Below are 23,963 nucleotides of genomic sequence, written 5' to 3' on the forward strand. Positions count from 1 at the left end.
CCGCACACGGACGCGGGTGGCGTACGGGTGCCGGGGGCGCGAGATCGCGTATGGCCGAAGCCCCGTCAGACGACAGGCTCACCAGGGTCGTGGGTACACACCGGTGCCATGCGTGTCAGCTCCATCCTCGTGGAAAACACGGACATCCCGCGGCCGGTATCCTGACTCCCGGATCAGCGCGCGCCGTCCGCCTTCCCGACATCCAGCTCGTCAGTGGCGTAATACTCGACGGCGTACTCCCCGGTCACAGTGGCGGGACCGTGCCGGATTCACACCGGCTTCCCTGCACCGCGGGCCTTGTACTCGGACTATATAGTTGGACGTCCTAGTAAATCCAGGGCTGATGGCCATTCCCTCAGAACGGCAAGCAGATCCCTGCCCTGGTCCGACTCGCCAGCCCTTGGGAGCCGAGTCGGGCCGCAACCCCACCCCCGCCGGCCCGCGCCAGGTACGCGGGAGGCGGGGGCATTTCGCTCCCCGGGGTGGAGCGGGTTTCAGAGCCCGAGGTCGGAGAGGCCCGGGTGATGGTCGGGGCGGCGACCCAGCGGCCAGTGGAACTTGCGCTCTTCCTCCGCGATGGGCAGGTCGTTGATGCTCGCGTGGCGCGCGCGCATGAGGCCGTTGGCGTCGAACTCCCAGTTCTCGTTGCCGTAGGCGCGGAACCACTGGCCGGAGTCGTCGCGGTATTCATAGGCGAACCGCACCGCGATGCGGCTCCCGTCGAAGGCCCACAGCTCCTTGATGAGGCGGTACTCCAGTTCCCGGTTCCACTTGCGGGTCAGGAACTGCACGATCTCGTCGCGCCCGGTGACGAACTCCGCTCGGTTACGCCACTGCGAGTCGGGCGTGTAGGCGAGGGCCACCGTTTGGGCGTCCCGCGTGTTCCAGCCGTCCTCGGCCCGGCGGACCTTGGCCATCGCCGTTTCACGCGTGAAGGGCGGGAGCGGGGGGCGCTGCTCGGACATGACGCACTCCTGTGAGTAAGCCTTACGACATGGAGAACGATCGTTCTCGCATACCCACACCGTATGAGAACGATCGTTCTCGCGCAACCGGCACTCCGCATGGCCGTCTCCGTCGAACGGGCAGAGCATCAGCGGCGCCTGGCGCAAAGCGGCGCCGGGGTGTTGACCGGTTCGCTCGGGCCTGTGACACTCGCGAGGCGAAAAGTGGTTTAGACCTCTTATCCGGTGCCCTGCCCGGCGTGTGCATGGGAGACGCGATGAGTTCCAGCAGAAGTCCCTTGAGCGCACTGATCACCGTCACAGTCACCTCGGTGGCTCTCATGCTGAGCCCTGCGGCCCCGTCATCGGCAGCGGACGCGCCCCCCGCTCCACATGCGTCTTCACGCTCCCGCGCCGCCACAACCCTGCCCATCGTCCATCCCGTTCCTCGGTCGCTGGTCCATGCCGGTGACGATGTGTCAGTCACCCGCAGAGTCGTCCTGGTCAGCGACGAAGACACGGACGCTCCGGCGGCTGCGCGACTCCGCGAGGTCCTCGAAGAGCACGGTGCCGCAAGCATCGATGTAGTGGAGCCGGACCGGGACGCGACGTTCCCTGAAGGGGCCCTGACCGTGTTGTTGGGCCCCGCGTCCCGGCCGGACATAGCCCGCGTGCTGCACCGGACGAACGCACCCGCACGACCGGAGAGCTATGCCCTACGGGTCACCGGCAGCAAGCACGGACCCGGCGTGGTGACACTGGCGGGCCATGACACGGCAGGGCAGTTCTACGCGGTCCAGACCCTGCGTCAGCTACTGCGCCCCTCCCGCGAGGGAGCCTGGCAGATCGCCGGAGTCCGCGTCGATGACCACCCCGCCATGGCCCTGCGTGGGACCATCGAAGGCTTCTACGGACAGCCGTGGACCCACAAGGAGCGCCTGGACCAGATGGCCTTCTACGGCGATGTGAAGGCCAACACCTACATCTACGCCCCCAAGGACGATCCGTATCACCGGAGCAAGTGGCGGGACCCCTATCCTGCGGACAAGCTCGCCGAACTCGGCACGCTGGTCCGTAAAGCCGCGGACAATCACGTCCACTTCACCTTCGCTGTCTCCCCCGGTGAATCCATCTGCTATTCCGACCCCGCCGATCGGAACGCGCTCAAGAACAAGCTGCAAGCGCTGTACGACCTGGGGACGCGGGCGTTCTCGATCCCGTTGGACGACATCAGCTACACCCGGTGGAACTGTGCCGGCGACAGGTCCGTCTACGGGGAGCCCGGCAGCAGGACGGCGGCTGCGGCTCAGGTGGATCTCCTCAATGACGTGCAGCAGAACTTCATCTCGACCCACGAGGGTGCCCGCCCGCTGCAGACGGTACCCACCGAGTACGGCGACTTGAAGGACACGGCGTACAAACAAGAGATTCGAGCGTCGCTCGATCCCACGGTCGTGGTGATGTGGACCGGGACCGACGTCGTGCCGCCCAGCATCACCAACGCCCAGGCGGACGCGGCGTCCGCACTCTTCGGCCGCAAGGTCTTCGTGTGGGACAACTACCCGGTCAACGACTTCGGCAACACCAGCGGGCGGCTTCTGCTCGCTCCCTACGCCAAGCGGGAGGCCGGGCTGTCCGATCACCTCAGCGGGATCGTCGCCAATCCCATGAACCAGCCGTACGCAAGCAAGATCGCCGTCTTCGGTGCCGCCTCGTTCGCATGGAACGACCGCGCCTACCGGGCCGACCAGAACTGGGCCGGAGCGATGTCCTACCTGGCGGGCGGCAAGCGCCGGGCAGCCGATGCCCTGACGGTCTTCGCCGACCTGGAGCACCTCGCGCCCACGTTCGGCTCCACCCCCTGGCAAAGCCAGGCACCACGACTTGCCTCCCGGATCTCCGCATTCTGGGCGGCATGGGATCACGGTGACCGCAAGCAGGCCCTCAAGTCGATGCGCGCCTACGCCCGGGCCATCACGCACGCCCCGGTGACGATCCGCAGCGGCACGGTGCAACCCGGCTTCGTCGTCGATGCAGACGACTGGCTGGATGCCACCAGGCTCTGGGGCGGGGCCACCGTGAAGATGCTCGCTGCGCTCGCTGCGCGCGAGTGTGGGGACAAGGACCGTGCCGAGACTCTCGCAGCGGCGGCACGCGCCCTCCGGGACGAGGCCAAGGCACTGCGCACCTCACCGGGCCGCAATACCTGGGGCGAGGTGCAGCCCAAGGTGGGTGATGGCGTCCTCGACACCTTCCTCGCCCAGGCCGATGCCCGCCTCACCGGTGGGACGTGGGGCGAAGGCCTGATTCCGTGAGGATGCCTCGGGGCTGGTGGACCTGACGGATCTGCACACACTGAAGCGCGGCAGTCAGCCATCGACGCCGGACGCGGCGGATGTGCGTGCGGCGATCCACGCGGCGACCTGCGCCCGTCTGGTGAACCCGAGATTGATCAGCATGTTCTGCACGTGGGCTTCGGCGGTGCGGGGCGATATGCAGAGCCTCGCGGCGATCTCCTTGTTCGACAGACCGTCCGCGACCAGCTTGGCGATCTCACGTTGCCGAGGCGTCAGCGGCGTGCAGGCGTCGGCCTCCTCGCGGCCCGGCCTCGCAGGGGTCCCGGCTCCGTTGGCGTAATCGATCGCCTTCCCTGTGGAGAAGGCGCTTCCCTTTGCGAAAGCAGCGTCGAATCGCTGGTCGCCGAGAGCCGATCGGGTCAGGCCCCCATACCAATGGTTCAGATTGGTCAGTGCGACGGAGAAGTCGACAGAGGAACCGATATCCCGCCACAGGGAGGAAGCAGCTCCGAATATGACAGCTGCCCGGACATGGCGTCCTTGCTTTTCCGCCACCAAGGCCAGAACCTCGACGACAAGGCACATTCCAAACTTGTTTCCTACTTTACGGAACAGTGAGAGCGCTTCCCGACCAGTTGCCTCGGCGCGAGGGAGATCACCGTCGAGTGCGGTGACAAGGCAAATGCCCCACAGGGCGAAGGCCCGCCAGAACACATCACCGATGCGAGCGCACAGGGCGTGACACTCATCGAGTATCGCCAGGCCTCGAACGCTTTCTCCGCCGGCACCCACGGCAAGGCCGAGCTGGTAGAGCGAGAAGATCTCACCGCGGATGTCTTCCTCGTTCCGGAACCGTGAGAGACAGTCGTCGCCGATCAGCGCCGCGGTTTCCAGATCCCCGCAGAAGAGGGCCATCATTGCTTGGTTGAGCTTGAAGTACGCGTTCTCGATCGCCAGGCCGAGCTTCTCGGCGAGATCTGCCGCATCGAACATGGGGCCGATTCCGGCCTCGTAGTCGCCCTGAAGCAGGGCATACCAGGAATTCAGCCTCAGTACCGTGACCCGCTCGGGCGTGATGTCGGACGTTGCGGCGAGCGCCTGTTCGAACCAGTGGCGTGCCTCGGAGTGGAAGGCGAAGCTCCAGTAGTTGTCCAGGTGGGACGCCATTCGCATCCCGGTGACGGCTTCACCGGGCTGCGTGTTGCAGAAATTCAGCGCGACCCGGACATTGGAGTGTTCCCGCCGCATCCGGTGGAACCACGACACTTGTTCCGGCCCGAGCATTCCCACCTCGAACCGCTCTGTCAGCCCGGCGTACCAGTCGCGATGCCGTATGCCGACGGCGCGGTGCTCCCCGGCGGCATCAAGCCGTTCACGGCCGTACTGTCGCACTGTTTCCAGCATGCGGTAGCGAATGTCGCTCTCGTGCTGTTCCCGGATCACGATGGATTTGTCGATGAGCGAGCGGATGACATAGGGCATGTCTTCGGGCGGCACGGCGTCGTCGGCCACGTAGGTGATCGCGGCCAGGTCGAAGCCGCCGGAGAAGACCGACGCTCGCGCCCAGACGATCTGGTCGGACGGCGAGCACAGGCCGTAACTCCAGTCCATCAGCGCGCGTAGCGTCTGTTGCCGTTCGGGGGCGCTCGTGGGACCGCCCGTGAGCAGGTGGAAGCGTTCCGTCAGCCGTTCCTCGATCTGTTCGAGGGAGAGGACACGCAGCCAGGCTGCCGCCAGCTCGATGGCCAGCGGAATGCCGTCGAGGCCGTGGCAGAGGCGTGCGATCACGCGGCTGTTGCTGCTGTCCAGGCGGAAGCCCGGCAGGGCCGCTGTCGCACGGTCGACGAACAGCCGGACGGCGTCGTAACGAGCGAGGTCCTCAGGAGCGTATCCATGGTCCGGATCGGGCATGGGCAGCGGGGGGACATGCAAGATCGTCTCGCCGTACACACCAAGGGATTGCCGGCTCGTCGCAAGCGTTCGCAGGCCCGGACACGAACGGACCAACGTGCCCACGAAGACCGCACAGTCGTCGACCAGATGCTCACAGTTGTCCAGGACCAGCAGAAGCTCCCGCGCCTGGAGGTGTTCGATGATCGCGTCGATCGCCGCGCGTGACGCCTGGTCCGACAGCCCCAGCCTGTTCGCCGCCGTGTACGCGAGCAGGGACGGATCCTCCAACTCGGCCAGTTCGATGTACCGCACTCCATCGCGGAACGTGCGCCGCATTCCGTCCGCCAGATGAACGGCGAGGCGGGTTTTTCCGACGCCGCCCGCGCCGGTGAGGGTGAGCACGCGGCTTTGCGAGAGAAGTCGGCGTGCATCGGTCAGCTGCGGTTTCCGTCCGACGAAAGTCGTGACGTCAGCGGGCAGCACGCTGACGCTTCCACGAGCGCTGAGGGCGGTAGGCATATCGGCTGTACCGGAAACAGATGGGCGAAATGCTTCTCTCCGTTGCATTCTAGCCCCGAGGGTCGTGGACGCGGCCCGCCGTCCCACAACGCTCCGGAGGCGGAAAGCAATGGCGTTCTTCCCCGACGGTTCCCCTTGCTGGGTCGATGTGGGTCTCCCCGACGCGGAGGCCGGAAAGCACTTCTACGGCGAACTGCTGGACTGGACGTTCGAAGACACCGGTCCGGAAACCGGGCACTACACGCTCGCGCTCAGCGACGGGCAGCCGGTTGCGGCCATCGTGCCCGAGACGAGCGGCAGGCCGTCGGCCGTGTGGACGGTGTATCTGGCGGTTCCTGATGTCGGCGCCGCGGCGGAGCGGGTACGCGCGGCCGGCGGCCGGGTGACCGTCCAGCCGACCGCGCTGGGTGAGCTCGGGAAGCTGGCGGTGGTGCGCGACCCCTGCGGAGTGGCCTTCGGCCTCTGGGAGGGCGGGGAGCTGCCGGGATTCGGCAAGCGGGACGCGCCCAGCTCCTTCACATGGTCCGAGCTGCACACACGGGACAGCTCCGTCGTCGACTCCTTCTACAAGGGGGTCTTCGGTTACGACGCTCAGCCGACGATCGGGCCCACCGGCAGCTTCGACTACGAGGCCTGGTACGCGCGAGGCTCCGAGGACGGGGCGTCGATCGGCCGCCTTCAGATGCCCGCCGACGCTCCTGCCGGGCTGCCGACCCAGTTCCTCGTCTACTTCTCGGTCGAGAGCTGCGATGCGGCGGAGAGAACGATCCGGGACAGGCTCGGGGGCCGCATCCACTTCGTGGCACACGACGGCCCCCTCGGACGCACGCTCAAGGTCGCCGACGGCCAAGGCGCCGCGTTCGCACTCATCAGCACCACCTCGCTCAGCGTCGGCCGCCAGATGAGCAGCGCACGCTGACCGCAGGTCATGAGATACGGGTCGCCGAGACCACCGGCCGCCGCGCGTCACTAAGATGAAGATCGGGCACCTTCGACGGGCATCGCCATGACTGTTGCTACGCCTGACATCCCCAGCGGCGCCGGCCACCTGCCTGCTGACGTGACGAGCTTCGTCGGCCGCCGGCGTCAGCTCGCCGACGCGAAACGTCTTCTGTCCGGGACCCGTGTCCTGACCTTCACCGGTGCCGGCGGCGTCGGCAAGACGCGGCTCGCGGTACACCTGGCGGGCACGGTACGGCACATGTTCCGTGACGGCGTGCGGTTCATCGGGCTCGAAGAGCTACAGGATCCCTCGCTGTTGGCCTATACGGCGGCGAGCAGTCTCGGGCTGTCCGACCAGCCCTCTCGCAAGGCGATCGACACCCTCGTCGAATACCTCGGTCCGCGAGAGGTCCTGCTGGCCGTCGACAACTGTGAGCACCTGATCGACGACAGTGCGAAGTTCGTGACCGTCCTCGCCAAGGAGTGCCCGGGCGTCCGAATCCTCGCGACGAGCCGGCAGTCGCTGAACGTGAGCGGCGAGACGATCATGCACGTCCCGCCTCTGGCGGCCCCCGATAAGAACTGGAAGCCCTCCCCCGCCACGCTCGCAGCCTACGACTCCGTGCAACTGTTCGTCGATCGCGCGAACGCGGTCGTTCCCGGCTTCCGTATCGACGAGCGGAACTGCCGGCCGCTCGCGAACCTGTGCCACGGCCTCGAAGGCATCCCCCTGGCGATCGAACTGGCTGCCGCCTGGTTGCGCGTCCTGTCGCTGGAGCAGATCGAGGAACGCTTGTCGGAGCGATTCAAGCTGCTCACGGGCGGCCCACGAGGCGCACCCAGCCGCCAACGCACACTGCGCGCGATGATGGACTGGAGCTACGACCTGTGCTCGGAGGCCGACCGAAAGGCATGGGCGCGTGCGTCGGTGTTCTCGGGCAGCTTCGACCTGGAGGCGATCGACTACGTCGGCGGCGGGGAGACGCTCCTGCCGAGCCTCGAAGCGGTCCGCTCGCTCATCGACAAATCCCTGCTGATCCGGGAAGAGCACGAGGGAGACATCCGCTATCGAATGCTGGAAACAGTGCGTGCCTACGGGCGGGAACGGCTCGTAGAGGCGGGCGACGAGAGTGCGGTGCTGCGCCGCCATCGCGACTGGTTCATGGGAGTGGCGGAACGCTTCGAGCAGGGAATGATGGGACCCGGACAAGTGGAGTGGTTCCACAAGCTCCGCCGCGAGCACGCCAATGTGCGGACCGCGCTCACCTACTCGCTCACCCGGCCCGGAGAGGCGATTCACGGCCTGCGCATCGCCAACCACCTCGACGACTACTGGGACCTGGCCTTCCAGACGGAGGCGCGGCACTGGCTCGACCAGGCACTCGCCGCCGCGTCCGAGGCGACGCCCGAGCGGGTGACGGGCCTGCGGCTCAACGCCTGGTACGCGCTGCTGCAAGGCGACTTCGAGGCGGCGTTCGGCCAAACGGCCGAGGCGACGGAGCTGGCCGACCGACTGGGTTGCACGGTCGAAAGCTCCTACCTCACCCTCACACGCGGCATCGTGACCATGATGTGCGGAGACCTGGAGACTGCCACACTGCTCTTCGGCGGCGCTCTGACCGGATTCCGGGACGGACACCATCTCCGTGGCGAGATCTTTGCGCTGTACCTGCTCGGCCTCGCCATCGGCTCCAGCGGGGACAGCGAACGCGGCATGGCCCTGGTCGACGAAAGCATCGCCCTCAGTACCGCCTGCGGTGAGGTGCGCTGGCGCGCGTACGCCCTGTGGGGCGCGTCCGTCCTCCACACGCTCGACGACCAACTCGAGAGCGCCGAAGACGCAGCGCGAGAGGCGCTACGCCTCTTCCAGAGGATGGACCTCAAGCTCGGCATGGCTTTCGTAGTCGAGACGACGGCTTGGCTGAGCGAAAGGAAGGGAGACCATCTCCGGGCCGCGACGCTTTTCGGAGCCGCGGCATCGATCTGGGAGGACATCGGCTCCTCGCTGGACTTCCAGGTTCCCAGCGCGAACCTGCATCGCTGGTATGCGGACCTGGCCCGTGCGGCCCTCGGGAAAGACGCCTTCGATGCCGCATTCCGACGCGGGTACGAGCTCCCCCTGCTCCAAGCGATCGAGTACGTGCTGAGTCCGGGGACGAAGCCGAGCACGAGCCCCCGCCCATCGGACAACGCCAGCACGCCGTTGACTCCGCGAGAACGCGAGATCGCCGGCTTGGTCGCCGAAGGCCTGTCCAACAAGGAGATCGCCGAGAGGCTCGTCATCTCACCGCGCACGGCCGAGACCCATGTGCAGAACAGCCTGATCAAGCTCGGGTTCGTGTCCCGCTCCCAGCTCGCCGCATGGTTCGTCACGCAACGACTCGCACCCTGATGAGCGCTTCCGCGAAGCGAGTAGTGATGGCGGATGTAGGGGCGCCTGAGCACTCGTCTACGTAGCCGGATACGTAGACCTACGGATGTGTCGTGGTCCGCTCGTCCCGGACATTCGGATGTACCGCTTCACCACGTCCGAACAGTCGCAGGTGTTGATCATGAACGTCGCTACTCGCAGTCGCCGCAAGGAGTGCACGCGGCTGCAGATCACCGCTCCGAATGCCGACCCCGCCTCGGTCCATGCCCTGCGGCACCGCCTCGAGGCGACCCTGCACTGCTGGGGCCTGGAGACAGTTGCGCAGACAGCGGCGCTCCTCGCCTCCGAGGTACTGACCAACGCGGTCGCACACGCCCGGGGCGGCCTGCACAGCGGCACACCCGCGGTACGAATGACGGTGTCCCACAGGGGCGGCACCCTCGTTGTCGAGGTGGGCGACACGAGCGTACGTCTCCCACGCATGCGGCAGGCAGCGGACGAAGACGAGAACGGCCGGGGCATGCTCCTGCTCCAGGCGCTGGCGGACAAATGGGGCGCCGAATCGGTGCGGGGCGGGAAAAAGGTCTGGTTCACGCTGCGCGTACCCAGGAGCTGAGCAAATGACTGTGCGTACGTCACGGCCGGAGCGCTTCAAAGGCAAAGGGCGCGGCCCCCCGGCTTTCGACGATCTCCGTCCGGCCCCATGGAATTCACTCATAGAAAGGAGCACTCTCATGCCTCGCACTACACGACACCACAGCAGCACGACCGAAGCCCGAAGCGCCGCCGGTTTCGCCTGACGCGAGCGGCAGATGGTGAGTGGTTCAAACACAGCGAGGGCCTTCCAGCTCGGTGCGGACGACAACATCCGCACCGAAGAGGAAGGCCCTCGCTGACATGCGAGTAGGGACTCGAAGGGTCCCGCCGGTCAGGGGACCGGTGCCCACCCACTGCGGCTGCCCCTGCCGTCTACGGCTGCACCCCCGGCGCCTCTCGCCGTACGCGCCCGACCGGCACTAACCGCGTTCCCCGGGGCGGTCCAGTTCGGCGAGGAGGTGTTCCAGTGCGGCGGTCGCCGTCGTGCCGGTGGCGGCCACCTCGGGCACGATGTCGCAGGCGGTGCGGCGCAGTTCCACCCAGCCCAAGTAGGCCGCGTACGCGACGACCGCCTGCTGTCGTGCGGTGGCCGGCTCCAGGCCCAGGTCCGTGTAGAGCTCCGTGAGGTAGGCGATCCGCTGATCGGTGACGCGGCGCAGGACGGGCGCGACGGAGGGGTGATGGGCGTGGGCGACGATCGCGGGTTCCAGACCTGCGATCTCCTCCTGCCCCAGCGCGGTGGCGAAGAGCGCACGCAGCCGCTGCCGGCTGTCCGCGATGCCGCTCAGCTCGGAGATGAGGGCTGCGGTGTGCTGTTGCTCCCACAGTTCGAGTGCGGCGGTCAGCAGCGCGTCGCGGTCCTTGAAATGCCAGTAGAAGCTGCCGCGGGTCGCCTTCAATTCGCCGGCCAGCGCATTGACCGAGACCGCCGCCACCCCACCGCGCGCCATTGCGCGCAGCGCCGCCATCGACCAGTCCTGGGGAGCGAGTTGCTTTCTTGCCATCTCCGTACAGTACTGTATGGTCACTCCATACAGGGGTGTACGGACGAGGGCGCAGGGGGAGATCTTGACACTGACGAAAATCGCAGGAGGAACGGCCGCCCTCGGGCTGGGTGCGGTCGCGGCGCTGCACGGGATCTGGACGTTCTCCCCGTGGCCACTGGAGGACCGGACCGAGTTCGCCCTGACCGTGGTCGGGGTGGCGGAAGCCGATCTGCCCTCACCACAGCTGACGGCCACTGTGGCTGCCGCGCTCGGCGCCGCGGCGTGTCTGACCGCAGCCGAGGCGCGCCTGATCCCGAAGGCCGGGCCCCGTCGAGCGAGGCGCATCGCACTGTGGACCCTCTCCGGCGTGCTGGGGCTGCGGGGCGTGGCCGGCCTCGTCGACTCCGGGCTGGCCGGGGGGTCCACCAGCTACGCCCGATGGGACCTCGCCCTCTACTCGCCGCTCTGCCTGGCGCTGGGCGGTCTGACGGCGTACGTGGCCGCCTCCACCGCGGGGTGTGAGCGGTGATCAGGTGGATACCCCGGCTGGTGATAGGCCTTACAGCGCTGCACTTCGCGGTCTTCGTGCTCCTCTCGAGCACGTTCGACGACATGGCCCGCGAGGGGTTCTGGAACACCGCGCCGGGCGACCCGTCGCGCGAGTACGAGTTGTGGTTCTTCCTCGCCGGATTCGGCCTTCTCGCCCTCGGTACCCTGAGCCGACGCATCGTCCGCGACACCGGACGGCTCCCGGCACAACTGGGCTGGTACCTGCTCGCCATCGGCATACCGCTGCAGATTCTCCATCCCGTGTCCGGCGCGCCCGGGCTGATCCTGCTCGGTGTGCTGGCCCTGCACGCGTCCCACAGGAGCCGGAGGCCCTCGGAGGCGACTGACACGCCGAGCGCCTGCGCACGGTAAGGGGGACGCTGCACTGCACACCGGCCAGGGCAGGAGCGGGCCGCAAAGCCGACCAGGCGCGTCCACTTCAACCGGCGTCAGGCAGTCCGGGCGGCTTCCAACAGAGCAGCGGCGGCAGCCCTTGCCTGTGTTGCAGGCGCAGGAGTGCCTTGAACGGCCGCCTTGGTCATGGCTCCTTCAGCAAGCAGGACAACATAGTCGGCCGTGCGGGACGGAGCGCCCGTCTGCTGGACAAGACCGGTCACGTAGCGCTGGAACTGCTCCTTGTGGTGCCGTGCCGCCTCGGCGACTTCTGGTGACGTGGCGCCCAGCTCGCCGAATGAGTTGATGAAGGCGCAACCGCGGAAGTCGGGCTCCTCGAACCAGGAGTGGAGCCAGTCGAAGACGGCCAGGACGCGCTCTCGCGGGGTTGCCGCGGTGGCATCGACGTACTCGGCCAGCAGACTGCGCCAACGGATGTCCCGCCGCCGCAGGTACTCCTCGACGAGCGCGCCTTTGGAGGGGAACACCTGGTAGAGCCGCCGGAGCGTGACCTTGGCTTCCGTGCGCACCGCGTCCATGCCCACGGCCTGGATGCCCTGGCCGTAGAAGAGCTCCTCTGCAGCGTCGAGGATCCGGGTCCGGATCGGGTCGTCGTCCAGCATGAGCCAGCCACCCTTGCGTGAGAACTATCGTTCTCGCAGGGTACCCCGAGGAAGGGGCAGGGTACCCCGAGGAAGGGCGAGAGCAGTCGCTCCTGCCATGTTCGGCCAAGCGATGAGCACGTCCGAGGCAGTCCGTCGCATACGTCGCCTCGGAAGGCCGCCGGATCCGCCCCATAGCCCCCGGTAATGCCAGACCGTCGCATCGCCGCGCATGTACTGCGTGGTGTGACGGTGTGACCGCACCCTGGGCGGAGTCACCGGTTGTCCGGCGACCCCGCCCCATGCCGATGAACTACGGCTTCCGAGGCTCCCGCCGGACCCGCCGGAGATCCGCAACGCTCGGTGCACGATCCTGGCCTGGCACGCCGCGCCGCGCCGGAGTGCTCACCGTCATCGCGGCAATCAACTGGCATAGCACTCCAGCGGCACTCCTCTGGAGCAGACCACTGAGCAGTTCCTGCCGGCGCTCCTGGATGCCGCTCGCGCCATCGAGGAGGACCTGCGGACCCGGACGCGGTTCAGTACCCTGCCGATCCCGTGACCTGGCTCGACTCCATCCCGCCCCGCACCCTGCCGGGCCATCCGTCCGGTGCTCACGACTGACCGCCGTTGAAGACGGTGATCAACTCTCCTGCCGCTTCAGCGGGGTCGCACCGACCGCTTCCGTGCCGTGCACGTTTCATGGAACATCGAGCGGGCTCCCCTTCGGTCCGTCCCCGCGACACTGCCGGCTCCACGGCAGCATGTCACGACGGAAGTTCGGGCACGCGTAGGAGCTATCCGCAATGGTTGTGCCTACCATCCGGTAGCGCATCGCCGCACCGAACCCAGGAGAGAAGGCCACAGTGACTGAGAACCCGGACCAGTCAACCAACCTCAAGCCGCGCTATGCCGCCCGGGTGGCTGAGGATCTGGAGCGCAACACCGCCGAACAAGAGCGTCTGGCCGGTGAGATGGCCGCCATCCATGAGCAGTTGGAGGCGCTACGGCAGGACCACGCGCTACTGGTCAGGATGCAGCGGGCTCTCGGTCACACCGACGCGACACAGGGGCAGTCGGCGCCCACGGGTGATACCAGGGCATCACTCCCGCGCCAGGCCCCGGCGAGCACCGGGCCGAGCAGCAAGAGCAAGACAGGCGGGGCGAAAAAGTCGGCCGTCAAGAAGACGACGCCCCGTGCCCGAGCGGCAATGACCACCCGGGACAGCTCATCTCCCACACTGCGTGACCTCGTAGTAGATCATCTCAGCCACAACGGCGAGCCGTTGTCGGCACTGGAAGTCACCGGCGCGCTGGCGACGGCGCATCCCGAGCGCACTGTCAAGGTCACCGTTGTCCGCAGCACCCTGGAGGCCATGGTGGCCAAGGGACTGGTACGTCGCAGCAAGCAGGGCAATTCCGTCTTCTACTCGGCCGGGAAGAAGTAGCCCGCTGCCGTCGGGGCATGAGTGTTGTGCGACGCGGTCACCGGAGTGGTTGATGCAGACAGGCGGTACGCACGCGTCCACTCGCACAGGGACGATACGCAAGGCCCGGCGCCGGCCCCGCTGTCGGGCCTCGGGCCTTGCTCCCGGTCATGCAGAGGCAGGCTGTTTCCTGCGGGCCGGCCTCGAAGTCTGTACGGAATAGAACACGGCCCGGCCCTCCTTGGTACGGCGCACCGTCCCCTTGGCCACCATGGCCTCCAGGGTGCTCCGCACCACGGTGATCTTGACGTTGCGGTCGGGATGGGCCTTGGTCAGCGCTTCGGTCACGTCGAGTGCGGAGATCGGCTTCGTCTCAAGGCTGAGATGGCTGACCACGAGTTCACGCAGCGTCGTAGCTCCTGTCTCCTGACCACGCTCAGGAGATTGGGTTGCTGCACTCTTCTGAGATGGGACAGCAGGCTCCGCGGAGTGGGTCGCGGCAGGCTCGGTGCCGGAGTCGGCGCCACCGAGCGCCTGCTGCATGCTGACCAGGAGTGCGTGGTCACCACGGAGTGTCTCCAACTGCTTCTGCAGGGCGGCCAGGTCTCTCGCGAGGCGCTCCTGCGCTTGTACGTTGCGCTCCAAGTCCTCGGCCAGCCGTGCGGCGTACACAGGCTTCAAGCTGGCCTGGTTGTCCTGATTGTCAGTCACCGTGGCCCTTTCCATGGAGAGTGATGAGGCAAAGCGATACTGGATGGTACTCACAACGCTTGTGCATAACTCCATTGCTCCGTGCGCCGTCACTCTCGGCGCCTGCGCCTTACGGACGTTCGAAGTCGGTCTCGTCCCGGGTCAACTCATGGTCCGATACGAAGCTGTTGTACGGCCCATGCCCGGGCGCGCTCAGCGAGGCAGAGCCCCCTTGGTATGGTGCGCCGATGTCAGTGATCAGGAAGTTCCAAGTCACGTTCGACTGCGCGGAACCTGAGCGCCTCGCTCGTTTCTGGTGCGAGGTGCTGGGGTACGTGGTATCGCCCCCGCCGGAGGGCTTTGCCGACTGGGACGACTTCAAGCGCTCCCAACCACCTGAGCAGCGGGATTCATGGTTCGCGTGCGTCGATCCCTCGGGGGTGGGTCCGCGACTGTACTTCCAGCGTGTCCCCGAGGGGAAGGCCGCCAAGAACCGCGTGCATCTTGATGTGCGGGTGGGGACGGGACTCGTGGGGGAAGAGCGCCTCGCCGCGCTTGAGGCCGAGTGCGCGCGACTGATCCCACTCGGCGCCGTACACGTGCGAACGTTGTACGACGGCAACGATTCTTGCATCCCGATGCTGGACATCGAGGGCAACGAGTTCTGCATCGACTAACTGGCCCTAGCAAAGCCTCTGGACGTGGCGGTGGGTGATCAGGCAGACGGCGAGGCTGAGGAAGGCTTCGTGGATGTCGTCGCGTCGTTCCCAGCGGATGCGCAGGCGGCGGAAGCCGTGGAGCCAGGAGATCGTCCGCTCGACGACCCACCGGAAAGTGCCCAGACCGGTGCCGTGCGGCTGTCCACGCCTCGGCGATCACCGGCCGGTTGCGGCGCTGCCACAGGAGCCGGCGGTACTTGTCGTGGTCGTAGCCGCGGTCGGCGAAGAGCATGTCGGGACGGTGTCGTGGCCGGCCGACGACTCCGGCTACTGCCGAATGGTGTGCATGACGCCGACGCCGAACAGCCTGCAGTGAAGGCTGCTCGAATCTCTCGGGCAGCCTTCAACGGTTTCAACTGGTCCTCACCAGGGACCTTCGATCATGGGGCAAGACCAGCCCGCCGGTGCAGATATTGAAGTCCACCACGACCGTGAGGCAGCGGTCAGCATGAGCCGATCGATGCCGGCTCCCATCCCGTGGCGGGCACACCGGCTCCTGTTACTCGTGTTCGGAGTTCGGCAACGAGGTTTGGCCGGGGAGGCGGAGGGTGGCTTGGGCTCCGCCGGCGTAGGCGTTGGTGAAGGTGAGTTGGGCTCCGAGGACCCGGGCCTGTGCCTGTGCGATGGTCAGGCCCAGGCCGTGGCCCGAGCCGCGGTCGCGTGCGCCGGTCCTGAAGCGCCGTGGTCCCTCGCGGAGCAAGTCGTCGGGGTAGCCGGGGCCGTGGTCGCGGATGGTGATCGTCGTGGAGTCGGTGTGGACCTCGACAGGGCGGCGGCCGTGGCGATGGGCGTTGACGATCAGGTTGGTGACGACGCGCTCCAGGCGTCGTGGGTCAGTTTCGGTCCAGGTGTCGTTGGTATGGGTCACCGTGGTGTCCAAGCCGGTGCGGGCGACGGCGTCGGCGACGACCATGTGAACCGGGACGCGGTGGTGCTCGACGTTCTCATTGCCGGCGTCGAGGCGGGAGATCTCCAGAAGGTCCTCGATCAGGTCCCGCAGGTCGCGGATGCGATTCCGGATGAGGTTTTCGGTGTCTCCGGGGGCCAGTAGGTCCGTGGCAGCGAGGAGGCCGGCGACAGGGGTTCGTAGTTCGTGGGCGACGTCGGCGGTGAACTGCCGCTCGGTCTCCAGGCGGCGGACGAGGTGGTCCGCCATGGCGTCGACGGTGGTGGCGATGGTGAAGACTTCGTCACGGCCTCGGACGGGCCCGTTGCGTGCGTCCAGTTCACCTGCCGAGAGCCGGGCGGCGGTGGTCGAGACTTTGCGCAGGCGACGGGAGAGGATGCCGGCGGCCAACGCGCACAAGGGGACGACGCCGGCCAGAGCGACGAGTGAAGCAGCCGCCATGTACTTGTCAAGCGAGACCAGGGCGCGGTAGTCCGGGTTCATCACCACTTGATGAGTGACTATCTTTCCGTCGACGGACTGAGCCGCCCACATCCAGGGGCCAAGACCCTCGGAGTCGCGGCCGTCGTATGCGGTCACGGTCCCGGACGTCGCGAGTGCAGCGCGACGCAGCTGAGGCGGCATGTCGGGCGGGTCGATCGTGGTCGCGCGGCTGCACACCTCCGCGTGGATCTTGGCCGGTCGGGCACAGTCCTCGATGACGAGGAATGCTTCCTCCCTGCGTATGTCCTTGACCCGGGCGTAGGAGCGGGTGTGCACCAGGATGCCGACGGTCAGTGCGACGGCGAAGGCCGCGAGCGCTGCGAGCGCTGCGATCTTCCAGCGCAGCGAGACGCTGGACAGGTGCAGGCGGCGGGGTATGTGTGGCTTGCGAGGCATGGGACCTCACCGGATGGGTTCGTAGCCGAAGCCGCGGACTGGTCTTTGACGGAATCTTGGCCGGTCTTCTTGCGTGCGCACGGGACAGGCGATTCGACGAGGGAGTCGCCCCCCAACCCTAGTGCGTGCGATTGCCTGGCAGGCGTCTCTGGCCGATTCAGTTCTGGATGGTGACGGTGCGGTTCGGCCTTCGGTTCCGGGTCAACGCGAGCGGCCTGCACCAGTGACTGGCATGGCCGTCGCAGCGTCCGACACCTATCGCCGCTCTGGGAGTGTCGAGTCCGCGGGCGGCGTGCGACACCTACGAACGGGCGGCTCAGGCCGCAGTCGAGAGCTGTTCGGTACTGGTGCGGCTGGCAGGAAAGTCGAAGTAAACGTGCGGGAACGGCTCGTCGGCGAGGGTGAAATGCCACCATTCGGTGGGCAGGTTTCGAAAGCCTGCCCACGTCATGGCGTGGTTCAGCACGCGTCGGCGAGAGCGTGCCTCGGACGTGACTTGTGGGCTGTCGGTATGGGAGAGCGGGTCGAAGAAGTCGAACGGCGTGCCCAGATCCAGCGGGGTGGCGTCCGAAGCAGTGAGAACCACATCCACGGTGCTGCCGCGGCTGTGCCCGGAGCGGCAGTGGATGTAGTCAGGGCCGAACAGTTCCTGCTTGGCCACACGGGGGTAGTGGTCGGCCTTGGTCTTCTGGTCATCGAGGTCTGCGGCCCAGCGGCGCATGTGGTCGACCGCCCGCTGCGGCCGGTAGGCATCCAGCACGGTGAGCCCGTATCCGTTGCGAGCCAGCAGGCGGTGGGCCCGGCTCAGCGCCCGGGCGGCGGGCAGGGTCAGCAGACAGACGCCGTCCTGGTAGCCGTCCAGCGGCATGCCGACGAAGTTCTCGCTGGTCGCGTACCGCAGGTCCTGGCGTATGGCGGGGTCGAAATCGGACAGGGCGACGAAACCGGGGTGGGCGAGGGCGGACATGGGTCGTCTCCTTACAGATGTACGAACCGGTGGCCGACCGCGTTGTGAGGGCCGCGCCTCCCGGGCTGTTCGTCACCACTTTGGGCGTGCAATGCGGCGGCGCCGACGCACTCATGCTTCGGTCGGCGCGCAAAACGAGCAGGTGACGACACGCGGGCTGATACAGGGCTGATGCCATGCGGCGGCGACCGGCCGCTCGGCCTGGAGTTCGCCATCCGTCAGGGTGGGAGGACGGTCGGCGCCGACACACCGTGATCAGCGCAGGTCGACAGAGGCACTGGCACGCCGACGTACAGGTCAAAGCATATTCGGGGGCCTGATGCGGCAGTTCGCGCCCGGGGTGGCCCTGTGGGTACTCACCTCGGCCCGACACGGGGACGGCTTGTGACGGACAACTGCCCGGAGCAGCTCATCCGCCGGGCCCGGATCGCGAGGTGTGCGGGGTGGTCATCGCCGTAGCTTGTATCCGAACCCGCGGACTGTCTCGATACGGTCGGGGCCGATCTTCTTGCGGAGGCGTTGAACGGCGAGGTCGACGAGGCGGGTGTCGGCCTCCCAGCCGTGGTCCCAGACATTGCGCAGCAGGGTGTGCCGGGCGAGGACGATTTCGGGATGGGCAGCGAACTCCAGCATCAGCTTGAGCTCGGTGGGGGTCAGAGCGACAGGTCGGCCGCCCAGCGTGACCACCATCCCGACGGTGTCGACGGTGAGGTCGCCGAAGATCAGGAGTTCGTTGGCGGCGGGTTGGGCGGTGTGGAGGCCGGAGGTGGCTTTCCAGTCGGCGCGGCGGAGCACGGACCGGATCCGGGCGACGAGGACACCGGTCTCCACGGGCTTGACGATGTAGTCGTCGGCGCCCGCCTCCAGCCCGGCGACGACGTCGAGGCCGTCGCCACGCGCGGACATCATGATGATCGACACGAGGCTGCTCTCGCGTACCCGCCGGCACAACCCGATTCCGTCGAGACCGGGCAGCATCACATCGAGAAGCAGAAGGTCGAAAGGGGTGTCGGCCTCGGCGGCGCGGAAGAGTTCGAGTCCTTCGAGGCCGTCGGCGGCGGCGGTGACCGTGTAGCCGTAGCGCGCGAGGCTCGTGGCGAAGGAGTGCCGGATCAGCTCGTCGTCCTCGACCAGCAGCACACGCACGGAGGCCGGGACGGAGGGGGGCGGGGCGGAGGACACGGGCGTGAAGTCCTTGATCGTGGTGTATGGCGGAGCCATGCCATGGGGGCGTCTGGCGCGATGCGCTGCATGCTCGTCCTGTCGATTGAAGTGTGGCACGGAGGGTGGGTGCTCCCCCGCATCCAGGGTCAGGTGTCGGTGCTGAGGGCGCGGGCGATCTGTTCGACGCCGGTGGCGCGGGAGCCTTTGACGAGGATGACGTCGAGCGGTCCGGGCTCGCCGAGCACAGCGAGGACGGCGTCCACGGTGGGAACGTGGACGGCTTTGCCCCCGGCGCGGCGTGCACCCGCAGCGATACGGGCGGCGTCAGCGCCGCCCACGGCGATGACCAACCCTGTCCCGGCCTCGGCGGCGGTCCGGCCAAGGCGTTGATGCAGTGCCGGCGACTCGGCGCCGAGCTCGCGCATCTCGCCGAGGACGGCGATCGCCCGCCGGCTGCCATCCGCGATCGCGGCGAGGGTGGCCAGGGCTGCCTCCATGGCATCGGGATTGGCGTTGAAAGCGTCGTTGAGGACGAGTCCGCCGCCGGGCAGGCGCGTGATCTGCATACGGCTGGGGGTGAGCCGGCGAGCGGCGGTAAGGCCGTGGGCGATCTCCGGCAAGGGAAGGCCGAGAGCGATGGCGGCTGCTGCCGCCGCGGCGGCGTTGGCGACCTGATGGGCGCCGGTCAGGGACAGGCACACAGGTTCACTGTGACCGCCGATGGTGAGTCGGAAAGCGGGGCGGGCCAGGTCGTCGAGTTCGACGTCCGTGACGAGCAGGTCGGCGTGGCGGGTACCGAAGGTGAGTACGGTGCCGGCGCGGGTGGCGCGCAGCATGTCGGCGGTCGCGGGGTCGTCGGCGTTGAGGACGGCCGCCCCGTCGGCCGCCAGGGCGGCCAGGAGCTCGGCCTTGGCCCGGCGGATGCCGATACGGCCGCCGAACGGGCCGAGGTGGGCGGTGCCGGTATTGGTGATGACGCCGACTCTGGGACGGGCGAGGGCGGCGAGGTGGGCGATCTCACCTCTCGCCCTCGCGCCCATCTCCACCACCAGGTATCGGGTGGCGGTGCTCGCCTCGAGGACGGTCAGAGGTAGCCCGATCTCGTTGTTGTACGACAGCCTGTTTGCGACCGTCGGTGACCGCCGCGCCAGGATCTGGGCGAGGAGGTCCTTCGTGGTGGTCTTGCCGGCCGAGCCCGTGATCCCGACGACGGCGCATTCGGTGAGCCGGCGGCGGTGGCTGCCCGCGAGGGCGGCGAGCGCCGCGCGGGTGTCCGGGACCACGACGGCAGGGCCGGGGACGGGCCGTTCCGCCAGCACGGCGGCGGCTTCGGCGGCGAGGGCGTCGGCCGCATGCTCGTGACCGTCGCTCCTGGTTCCGGGCAGGGCCACGAACAGCGAGCCGGGGCGGGCCTGCCGTGAGTCGATCACCACCGGACCGGTCACGGTGACCGCCTTGTGCCGGGCGTCGACAACCTGACCGCCGACGGCGGACGCAATGTCGGACAACGACATATCGATCACGGCCACCCCCTCGCACGCGGGCAGTCCGGTGGGTTGGGACCGCCCTCACTCAAGCGCCTGTCGGCCTTCCTCACTCAGGTGCCTGTGGGCCTTCCTCACTCAGGTGCCTACGGGCCTTCCTCACTCAGGTGCCTGTGGGCCTTTCTTCACTCAGGGGCTCGTCGGCCTGTCGATCCTGGCGGGAGCACATCGCGAGTGGGCCTCAGCCACGCATCAGCCGCCCCTCCGTCTCGCATCCCGGCAGCAGGCATGTCGTGCTGTGCCCGAGCGGTCGCGGCAATGCACCGGCAGGGTCGGGAACCCAGGCTTCCGGCATGACCGAAGAACGTGTTCGTCCCCTCGTCACCGTCGACCTCGGCGTCGTGGCGGCCAACACCGGTCGGCTCGCCGCCCGCACCGAGGCCGCGCTCATGGCTGTTGTCAAGGCCGACGGCTTCGGCCACGGGGCCGTCCCTGTGGCCCGTACCGCTCTGGCTCACGGCGCGACTCGGCTCGGGGTGGCAACCGCCGACGAGGCCCTCGCCCTGCGCGGCGCCGGACTCACCGCGCCTGTGCTGAGCTGGCTCAACGCCCCGCAGGCCGAACTCACGCCCGCCGTCGACACCGGGATCGAACTCGCGGTGCCCAGCTTCGACCACTTGCAGGCCGTGGCCGCCGCGGCACACAACGCCGGCCGCGCCGCCCTGATCCACCTGCATGCCGACGTCGGGATGGCCCGCGACGGGGCCGCCCACGCCGACTGGCCGCGCCTGTGCGGGCACGCCGCTGCCCTGGAGCGCACCGGCCGGATCCGCGTCATCGGTGTGATGGGGCACCTCGGCTGTGCCGACACCCCCGACGACCGCCACAACGCCGGCGGCCGGGACCGCTTCGACGAGGCCGTCCGATCCGCCCGGAGTCACGGCCTCAGGCCCCGCCTCCGGCATCTGGCCGCCACAGCCGCCGTCCTGAACGATCCGGCCGCCCACCACGACATGGTTCGGGTCGGAGCCGGTCTGTACGGCATCGACTCGACCGGCCGGGCCGGTCTCCAGTGGGCCATGACGCTGACCGCGCCCGTGGTCTGCGTCCGGGACGTGCCGGCCGGTACCCCGGTCGGCTACGGACACACCTGGACCACCGACCGCTGCACCCGGCTGGCCCTCCTCCCCCTCGGCTACGGCGACGGCCTGCCCCGCGCCGCCTCCGGCCGCGCCGAGGTCCTCCTCAACGGCCGGCGCCGGCCGGTGGTCGGGCGGATCTCAATGGACCAGATCGTCGTGGACGCCGGTCAACACCCCGTGCAGGCAGGCGACGTGGCAACGGTGCTCGGACCCGGCACGAGCGGGGAACCCACGCCCGCCGACTGGGCCCGCTGGGCAGGCACCCTGCCCCACGAACTGCTCACCACCATCGGCTCCGGCCACCGCGTCGCCCGCCGCCACCGGCCCTGCACCGTCACCCATGAGCAGCCCACTTCCCCCGTACCCCACCTCCAGGAGAGTTTCGCGTGACCACCTCCTCCCAGCTCCGCCCGGCCTCCACAGAGCCGATCCGAGTCGCCGTCGTCGGCGGTGGACAGAACTGCGAACACGAGGTCGGCCTGGCCACGGCGGCCTCCATATGCGCGGCTCTGCCCAACGACCGATACACGGCCGTGCCACTGACGATCGGCCTCGACGGCACCTGGCACGGCCCGCAGGGGCGGCCCCTCCCCGGAGGCCCGACCGGAGCCATGCGCCTGATGACCACCTGCCAGGTCGTCTTCCCCGCCGTTCACGGCCCCCGCGGCGAGGACGGCGCGCTGGCCGGCTGGTGCGAACTCGCCGGCCTGCCCTATGTCGGATCCGGCATCCGCGCGGGGGCCCTGGCCATGGACAAGCACGCCACCAAGCTCGTCGCGGCCGACCTCGGCATCGCCGGCGCCCGCTCGGTCACCCTCACCCAACTCCCCGAGACCGCAGCGCCGCTGCCGCTGCCGCTGCCGCTGGTGGTCAAGCCGATCGCCGCCGGCTCCAGCCACGGAGTCCGCAAAGTCACCGCCGAAGCCGAGTACGCACCCGCCGTGGCCGCCGCCCTGCAGGTGGACGATCGTGTCCTGGTCGAGGAGTTCATCACGGGCCGCGAGTTGGACGTGGCCGTACTTCGCCGTTCGGACGGCACCTTGTTGACCGGGCCCCCTCTGGAGATCGCCACTGCACCCGGTGCGCTCTTCGACACACGAGGGAAATACGACGGAACCGCCGACTTCCGACTCCCCGCCCCCCTCACCGCGACCGAGACGAAGACGCTCAACCAGGCTGCGCTCGCCCTCTTTCAGACCCTCGGCTGCGACGGTGTCGCCCGCTTCGACTTCTTCCTCACCGACGACGGCCGGCTTGTCCTCAACGAGGTCAACACCATGCCCGGCATGACGGCCGAATCGCAGGTCCCCAAGATGTTCGCCGCCATCGGCCTGACCTACCCCGACCTGCTGGCCGAACTCGTCGACGGCGCCGTACGGAGGAACAGATGAGTCGTCTGCTCCGACTGGACGCCCTGCGCGGCCTGGCCGTCCTCCTCGTCATGGTCCATCACGGCGCGCCCGACCTCGCCCCGGGATCCGGTGTCGTCGGTGTCGTGGTCTTCTTCACTCTCAGCGGCCACCTGATCACCGCCTTGCTGCTGCGTGAACTCGACGCCACCGGCCGGATACGGCTTCGCAGCTTCTACCGCAGGCGAGCCGTCCGGCTCCTTCCCGCCTTCTTGGCTTTCGTCACCGTGTTCGCCGCCGTCACCTACTTCCTCGACCCGCTGCACGAACGCAGCGCTCTCCCACGCGCCCTGGCGATCGCCCTCACCTATACGGCCGACCTGCCCATCCTTCATGGCAGCAACGCCATCTTCCACCTGTGGACCCTGGCCGTGGAACAGCAGTTCTACCTGCTGTGGCCACCTCTGCTCGCGTATGCATGGCAGCGCCACGGCGCCGGCCGTCTCGTCACCGCCGGCATCGCCGCACTCAGCCTCGCCGCCGTCGGGATCACCCTTCACCTCGGCCACAACTTCGACCTGGCCTACCCCTGGCCGACTTCGTGGAGTGCCACCATGCTGATCGGCGCCGCTCACGCGATCGCGACCCACCACCGCCGAAGCCGGCACGGAAGGCCCGCCCCGACCCGCTTGCACGCCGACACACCCCTGGCCGCGATGACCACTGCCGCTGCGCCCATCGCCGTCCTGCTGCTCGTCGCGGCCGGGTTCGTGCCGTGGCGGGCCCACCCGATCACCTACCCCTGGGGCGGCCTGGCCCTTGCCGCGCTGACCCTCGTCGTCCTCGACCGCTACACGAAGGACACCAGCCCTGCCGGTCGGACACTCGTGACACTCGCCCGCCTCGGCACCATCTCCTACGCCGCCTACCTGTGGAACTACCCCCTGACCCTCTGGCTGCGCCCCTGGCACCCCGCCGCCGGACCCGCCCTCGCCGCCGCCCTCACCCTTGTGTGCGCCACACTCAGCTGGTTCCTCGTCGAACGCCCGATCGCCCTCCGGTGGTCCCGCTCCGGTGCACTCTCAGGTGCCCGGCACGCCGCACCGAGCGTCAACCAAGGCCGATGCCGGGAGAGTTGATTG

Annotated in this window: 20 protein-coding genes, 1 pseudogene and 1 riboswitch; of the genes and pseudogenes, 11 read left to right on the top strand and 10 right to left on the bottom strand. The window is 68.1% G+C overall.

Annotation, left to right across the window (positions count from 1 at the left end):
* Window positions 1–133: 133 nt before the first annotated feature.
* A riboswitch (cobalamin riboswitch) is annotated at window positions 134–308 on the bottom strand.
* Between the two features lie 186 nt (window positions 309–494).
* A complete protein-coding gene (locus ACHBTE_RS15885; RefSeq protein ID WP_394724479.1) occupies window positions 495–965 on the bottom strand; it encodes a DUF1348 family protein in 471 nt (156 codons plus the stop codon).
* Between the two features lie 257 nt (window positions 966–1,222).
* Here ACHBTE_RS15885 and ACHBTE_RS15890 point away from each other — a divergent pair, with 257 nt between their 5' ends.
* Complete coding sequence (locus tag ACHBTE_RS15890) at window positions 1,223–3,259, top strand: beta-N-acetylglucosaminidase domain-containing protein (protein WP_394724481.1); 2,037 nt, start codon at window positions 1,223–1,225, stop codon at window positions 3,257–3,259.
* A gap of 54 nt (window positions 3,260–3,313) precedes the next feature.
* Here ACHBTE_RS15890 and ACHBTE_RS15895 read toward each other — a convergent pair whose 3' ends face one another.
* Complete coding sequence (locus tag ACHBTE_RS15895) at window positions 3,314–5,617, bottom strand: ATP-binding protein (protein WP_394724482.1); 2,304 nt, start codon at window positions 5,615–5,617, stop codon at window positions 3,314–3,316.
* Window positions 5,618–5,762: 145 nt separating this feature from the next.
* On the opposite strand from ACHBTE_RS15895, the gene ACHBTE_RS15900 reads away from it, so the two are divergent.
* The 3 genes from ACHBTE_RS15900 to ACHBTE_RS15910 all read left to right on the top strand — a co-directional run bounded on the left by ACHBTE_RS15900 (window position 5,763) and on the right by ACHBTE_RS15910 (window position 9,582).
* The gene (locus ACHBTE_RS15900) at window positions 5,763–6,572 is read left to right on the top strand and encodes a VOC family protein (RefSeq protein WP_394724484.1); all 810 of its coding nucleotides are present in this window, start codon (window positions 5,763–5,765) and stop codon (window positions 6,570–6,572) included.
* A gap of 141 nt (window positions 6,573–6,713) precedes the next feature.
* Complete coding sequence (locus ACHBTE_RS15905; protein ID WP_394724486.1) at window positions 6,714–8,987, top strand: LuxR C-terminal-related transcriptional regulator; 2,274 nt, start codon at window positions 6,714–6,716, stop codon at window positions 8,985–8,987.
* Between the two features lie 160 nt (window positions 8,988–9,147).
* Complete coding sequence (locus ACHBTE_RS15910) at window positions 9,148–9,582, top strand: ATP-binding protein (RefSeq protein WP_394724487.1); 435 nt, start codon at window positions 9,148–9,150, stop codon at window positions 9,580–9,582.
* Window positions 9,583–9,982: 400 nt separating this feature from the next.
* Here ACHBTE_RS15910 and ACHBTE_RS15915 read toward each other — a convergent pair whose 3' ends face one another.
* The gene (locus tag ACHBTE_RS15915; protein WP_394724489.1) at window positions 9,983–10,567 is read right to left on the bottom strand and encodes a TetR/AcrR family transcriptional regulator; all 585 of its coding nucleotides are present in this window, start codon (window positions 10,565–10,567) and stop codon (window positions 9,983–9,985) included.
* A 64-nt stretch (window positions 10,568–10,631) separates the two neighbouring features.
* Here ACHBTE_RS15915 and ACHBTE_RS15920 point away from each other — a divergent pair, with 64 nt between their 5' ends.
* Window positions 10,632–11,078, top strand: coding sequence for a DUF3995 domain-containing protein (locus tag ACHBTE_RS15920; RefSeq protein ID WP_394724491.1), 447 nt, complete (start codon window positions 10,632–10,634; stop codon window positions 11,076–11,078).
* Window positions 11,075–11,470: a DUF6463 family protein gene (locus ACHBTE_RS15925; protein WP_394724492.1), complete on the top strand. Its 396-nt coding sequence runs from the start codon at window positions 11,075–11,077 to the stop codon at window positions 11,468–11,470. The genes ACHBTE_RS15920 and ACHBTE_RS15925 overlap by 4 nt, the downstream gene beginning before the upstream one ends.
* A 77-nt stretch (window positions 11,471–11,547) precedes the next feature.
* Here the strand turns inward: ACHBTE_RS15925 and ACHBTE_RS15930 are convergent, their stop codons facing one another.
* On the bottom strand, window positions 11,548–12,114 hold the full coding sequence (locus tag ACHBTE_RS15930; RefSeq protein ID WP_394724493.1) for a TetR/AcrR family transcriptional regulator: 567 nt from the start codon (window positions 12,112–12,114) through the stop codon (window positions 11,548–11,550).
* A gap of 845 nt (window positions 12,115–12,959) precedes the next feature.
* Here ACHBTE_RS15930 and ACHBTE_RS15935 point away from each other — a divergent pair.
* Window positions 12,960–13,541: a hypothetical protein gene (locus ACHBTE_RS15935; protein WP_394724495.1), complete on the top strand. Its 582-nt coding sequence runs from the start codon at window positions 12,960–12,962 to the stop codon at window positions 13,539–13,541.
* A gap of 147 nt (window positions 13,542–13,688) precedes the next feature.
* Here ACHBTE_RS15935 and ACHBTE_RS15940 read toward each other — a convergent pair whose 3' ends face one another.
* Entirely contained in the window at window positions 13,689–14,285 is a 597-nt protein-coding gene (locus ACHBTE_RS15940; RefSeq protein ID WP_394724497.1) for a BlaI/MecI/CopY family transcriptional regulator, read from the bottom strand.
* A gap of 173 nt (window positions 14,286–14,458) precedes the next feature.
* Here ACHBTE_RS15940 and ACHBTE_RS15945 point away from each other — a divergent pair, with 173 nt between their 5' ends.
* Window positions 14,459–14,887 carry a VOC family protein gene (locus ACHBTE_RS15945; protein WP_394724499.1) on the top strand — a complete coding sequence of 143 codons (429 nt, stop codon included), beginning with the start codon at window positions 14,459–14,461 and terminating at the stop codon, window positions 14,885–14,887.
* 6 nt (window positions 14,888–14,893) lie between these two features.
* Here the strand turns inward: ACHBTE_RS15945 and ACHBTE_RS15950 are convergent.
* The 5 genes and pseudogenes from ACHBTE_RS15950 to murF all read right to left on the bottom strand — a co-directional run.
* Window positions 14,894–15,200: pseudogene (locus tag ACHBTE_RS15950) on the bottom strand (transposase); the annotation flags it as partial.
* 228 nt (window positions 15,201–15,428) lie between these two features.
* On the bottom strand, window positions 15,429–16,715 hold the full coding sequence (locus ACHBTE_RS15955; protein WP_394724501.1) for a sensor histidine kinase: 1,287 nt from the start codon (window positions 16,713–16,715) through the stop codon (window positions 15,429–15,431).
* A gap of 316 nt (window positions 16,716–17,031) precedes the next feature.
* Complete coding sequence (locus ACHBTE_RS15960; RefSeq protein ID WP_394724503.1) at window positions 17,032–17,682, bottom strand: M15 family metallopeptidase; 651 nt, start codon at window positions 17,680–17,682, stop codon at window positions 17,032–17,034.
* Window positions 17,683–18,129: 447 nt separating this feature from the next.
* Window positions 18,130–18,903: a response regulator gene (locus tag ACHBTE_RS15965; protein WP_394724505.1), complete on the bottom strand. Its 774-nt coding sequence runs from the start codon at window positions 18,901–18,903 to the stop codon at window positions 18,130–18,132.
* A gap of 89 nt (window positions 18,904–18,992) precedes the next feature.
* Window positions 18,993–20,360 (bottom strand): UDP-N-acetylmuramoyl-tripeptide--D-alanyl-D-alanine ligase, encoded by a 1,368-nt coding sequence (murF, locus tag ACHBTE_RS15970; protein WP_394724559.1) that lies wholly within the window; start codon window positions 20,358–20,360, stop codon window positions 18,993–18,995.
* Between the two features lie 323 nt (window positions 20,361–20,683).
* On the opposite strand from murF, the gene alr reads away from it, so the two are divergent.
* The 3 genes from alr to ACHBTE_RS15985 are packed head-to-tail and all read left to right on the top strand — an operon-like array spanning window position 20,684 to window position 23,960.
* Entirely contained in the window at window positions 20,684–21,862 is a 1,179-nt protein-coding gene (gene alr, locus ACHBTE_RS15975; RefSeq protein WP_394724506.1) for an alanine racemase, read from the top strand.
* Window positions 21,859–22,863 carry a D-alanine--D-alanine ligase gene (locus tag ACHBTE_RS15980; protein WP_394724507.1) on the top strand — a complete coding sequence of 335 codons (1,005 nt, stop codon included), beginning with the start codon at window positions 21,859–21,861 and terminating at the stop codon, window positions 22,861–22,863. Before alr ends, ACHBTE_RS15980 begins: the two co-directional genes overlap by 4 nt.
* Window positions 22,860–23,960 carry an acyltransferase family protein gene (locus ACHBTE_RS15985; RefSeq protein WP_394724508.1) on the top strand — a complete coding sequence of 367 codons (1,101 nt, stop codon included), beginning with the start codon at window positions 22,860–22,862 and terminating at the stop codon, window positions 23,958–23,960. The genes ACHBTE_RS15980 and ACHBTE_RS15985 overlap by 4 nt, the downstream gene beginning before the upstream one ends.
* The last annotated feature ends 3 nt before the right edge of the window (window positions 23,961–23,963 follow it).

It is taken from the genome of Streptomyces sp. M41, from assembly GCF_043673425.1.
Lineage (GTDB): Bacteria > Actinomycetota > Actinomycetes > Streptomycetales > Streptomycetaceae > Streptomyces.

What these genes read in the sequence shown, in the direction of transcription:
- ACHBTE_RS15890 (WP_394724481.1), top strand. Translation starts at nt 1,223, where the DNA reads ATGAGTTCCAGCAGAAGTCCCTTGAGCGCACTGATCACCGTCACAGTC.
- ACHBTE_RS15945 (WP_394724499.1), top strand. Translation starts at nt 14,459, where the DNA reads ATGTCAGTGATCAGGAAGTTCCAAGTCACGTTCGACTGCGCGGAACCT.
- ACHBTE_RS15960 (WP_394724503.1), bottom strand. Translation starts at nt 17,682, where the DNA reads ATGTCCGCCCTCGCCCACCCCGGTTTCGTCGCCCTGTCCGATTTCGAC.
- ACHBTE_RS15985 (WP_394724508.1), top strand. Translation starts at nt 22,860, where the DNA reads ATGAGTCGTCTGCTCCGACTGGACGCCCTGCGCGGCCTGGCCGTCCTC.
- ACHBTE_RS15930 (WP_394724493.1), bottom strand. Translation starts at nt 12,114, where the DNA reads ATGCTGGACGACGACCCGATCCGGACCCGGATCCTCGACGCTGCAGAG.
- ACHBTE_RS15910 (WP_394724487.1), top strand. Translation starts at nt 9,148, where the DNA reads ATGAACGTCGCTACTCGCAGTCGCCGCAAGGAGTGCACGCGGCTGCAG.
- ACHBTE_RS15900 (WP_394724484.1), top strand. Translation starts at nt 5,763, where the DNA reads ATGGCGTTCTTCCCCGACGGTTCCCCTTGCTGGGTCGATGTGGGTCTC.
- ACHBTE_RS15955 (WP_394724501.1), bottom strand. Translation starts at nt 16,715, where the DNA reads ATGCCTCGCAAGCCACACATACCCCGCCGCCTGCACCTGTCCAGCGTC.
- ACHBTE_RS15885 (WP_394724479.1), bottom strand. Translation starts at nt 965, where the DNA reads ATGTCCGAGCAGCGCCCCCCGCTCCCGCCCTTCACGCGTGAAACGGCG.
- alr (WP_394724506.1), top strand. Translation starts at nt 20,684, where the DNA reads ATGACCGAAGAACGTGTTCGTCCCCTCGTCACCGTCGACCTCGGCGTC.
- murF (WP_394724559.1), bottom strand. Translation starts at nt 20,360, where the DNA reads ATGTCGTTGTCCGACATTGCGTCCGCCGTCGGCGGTCAGGTTGTCGAC.
- ACHBTE_RS15965 (WP_394724505.1), bottom strand. Translation starts at nt 18,903, where the DNA reads ATGGCTCCGCCATACACCACGATCAAGGACTTCACGCCCGTGTCCTCC.
- ACHBTE_RS15915 (WP_394724489.1), bottom strand. Translation starts at nt 10,567, where the DNA reads ATGGCAAGAAAGCAACTCGCTCCCCAGGACTGGTCGATGGCGGCGCTG.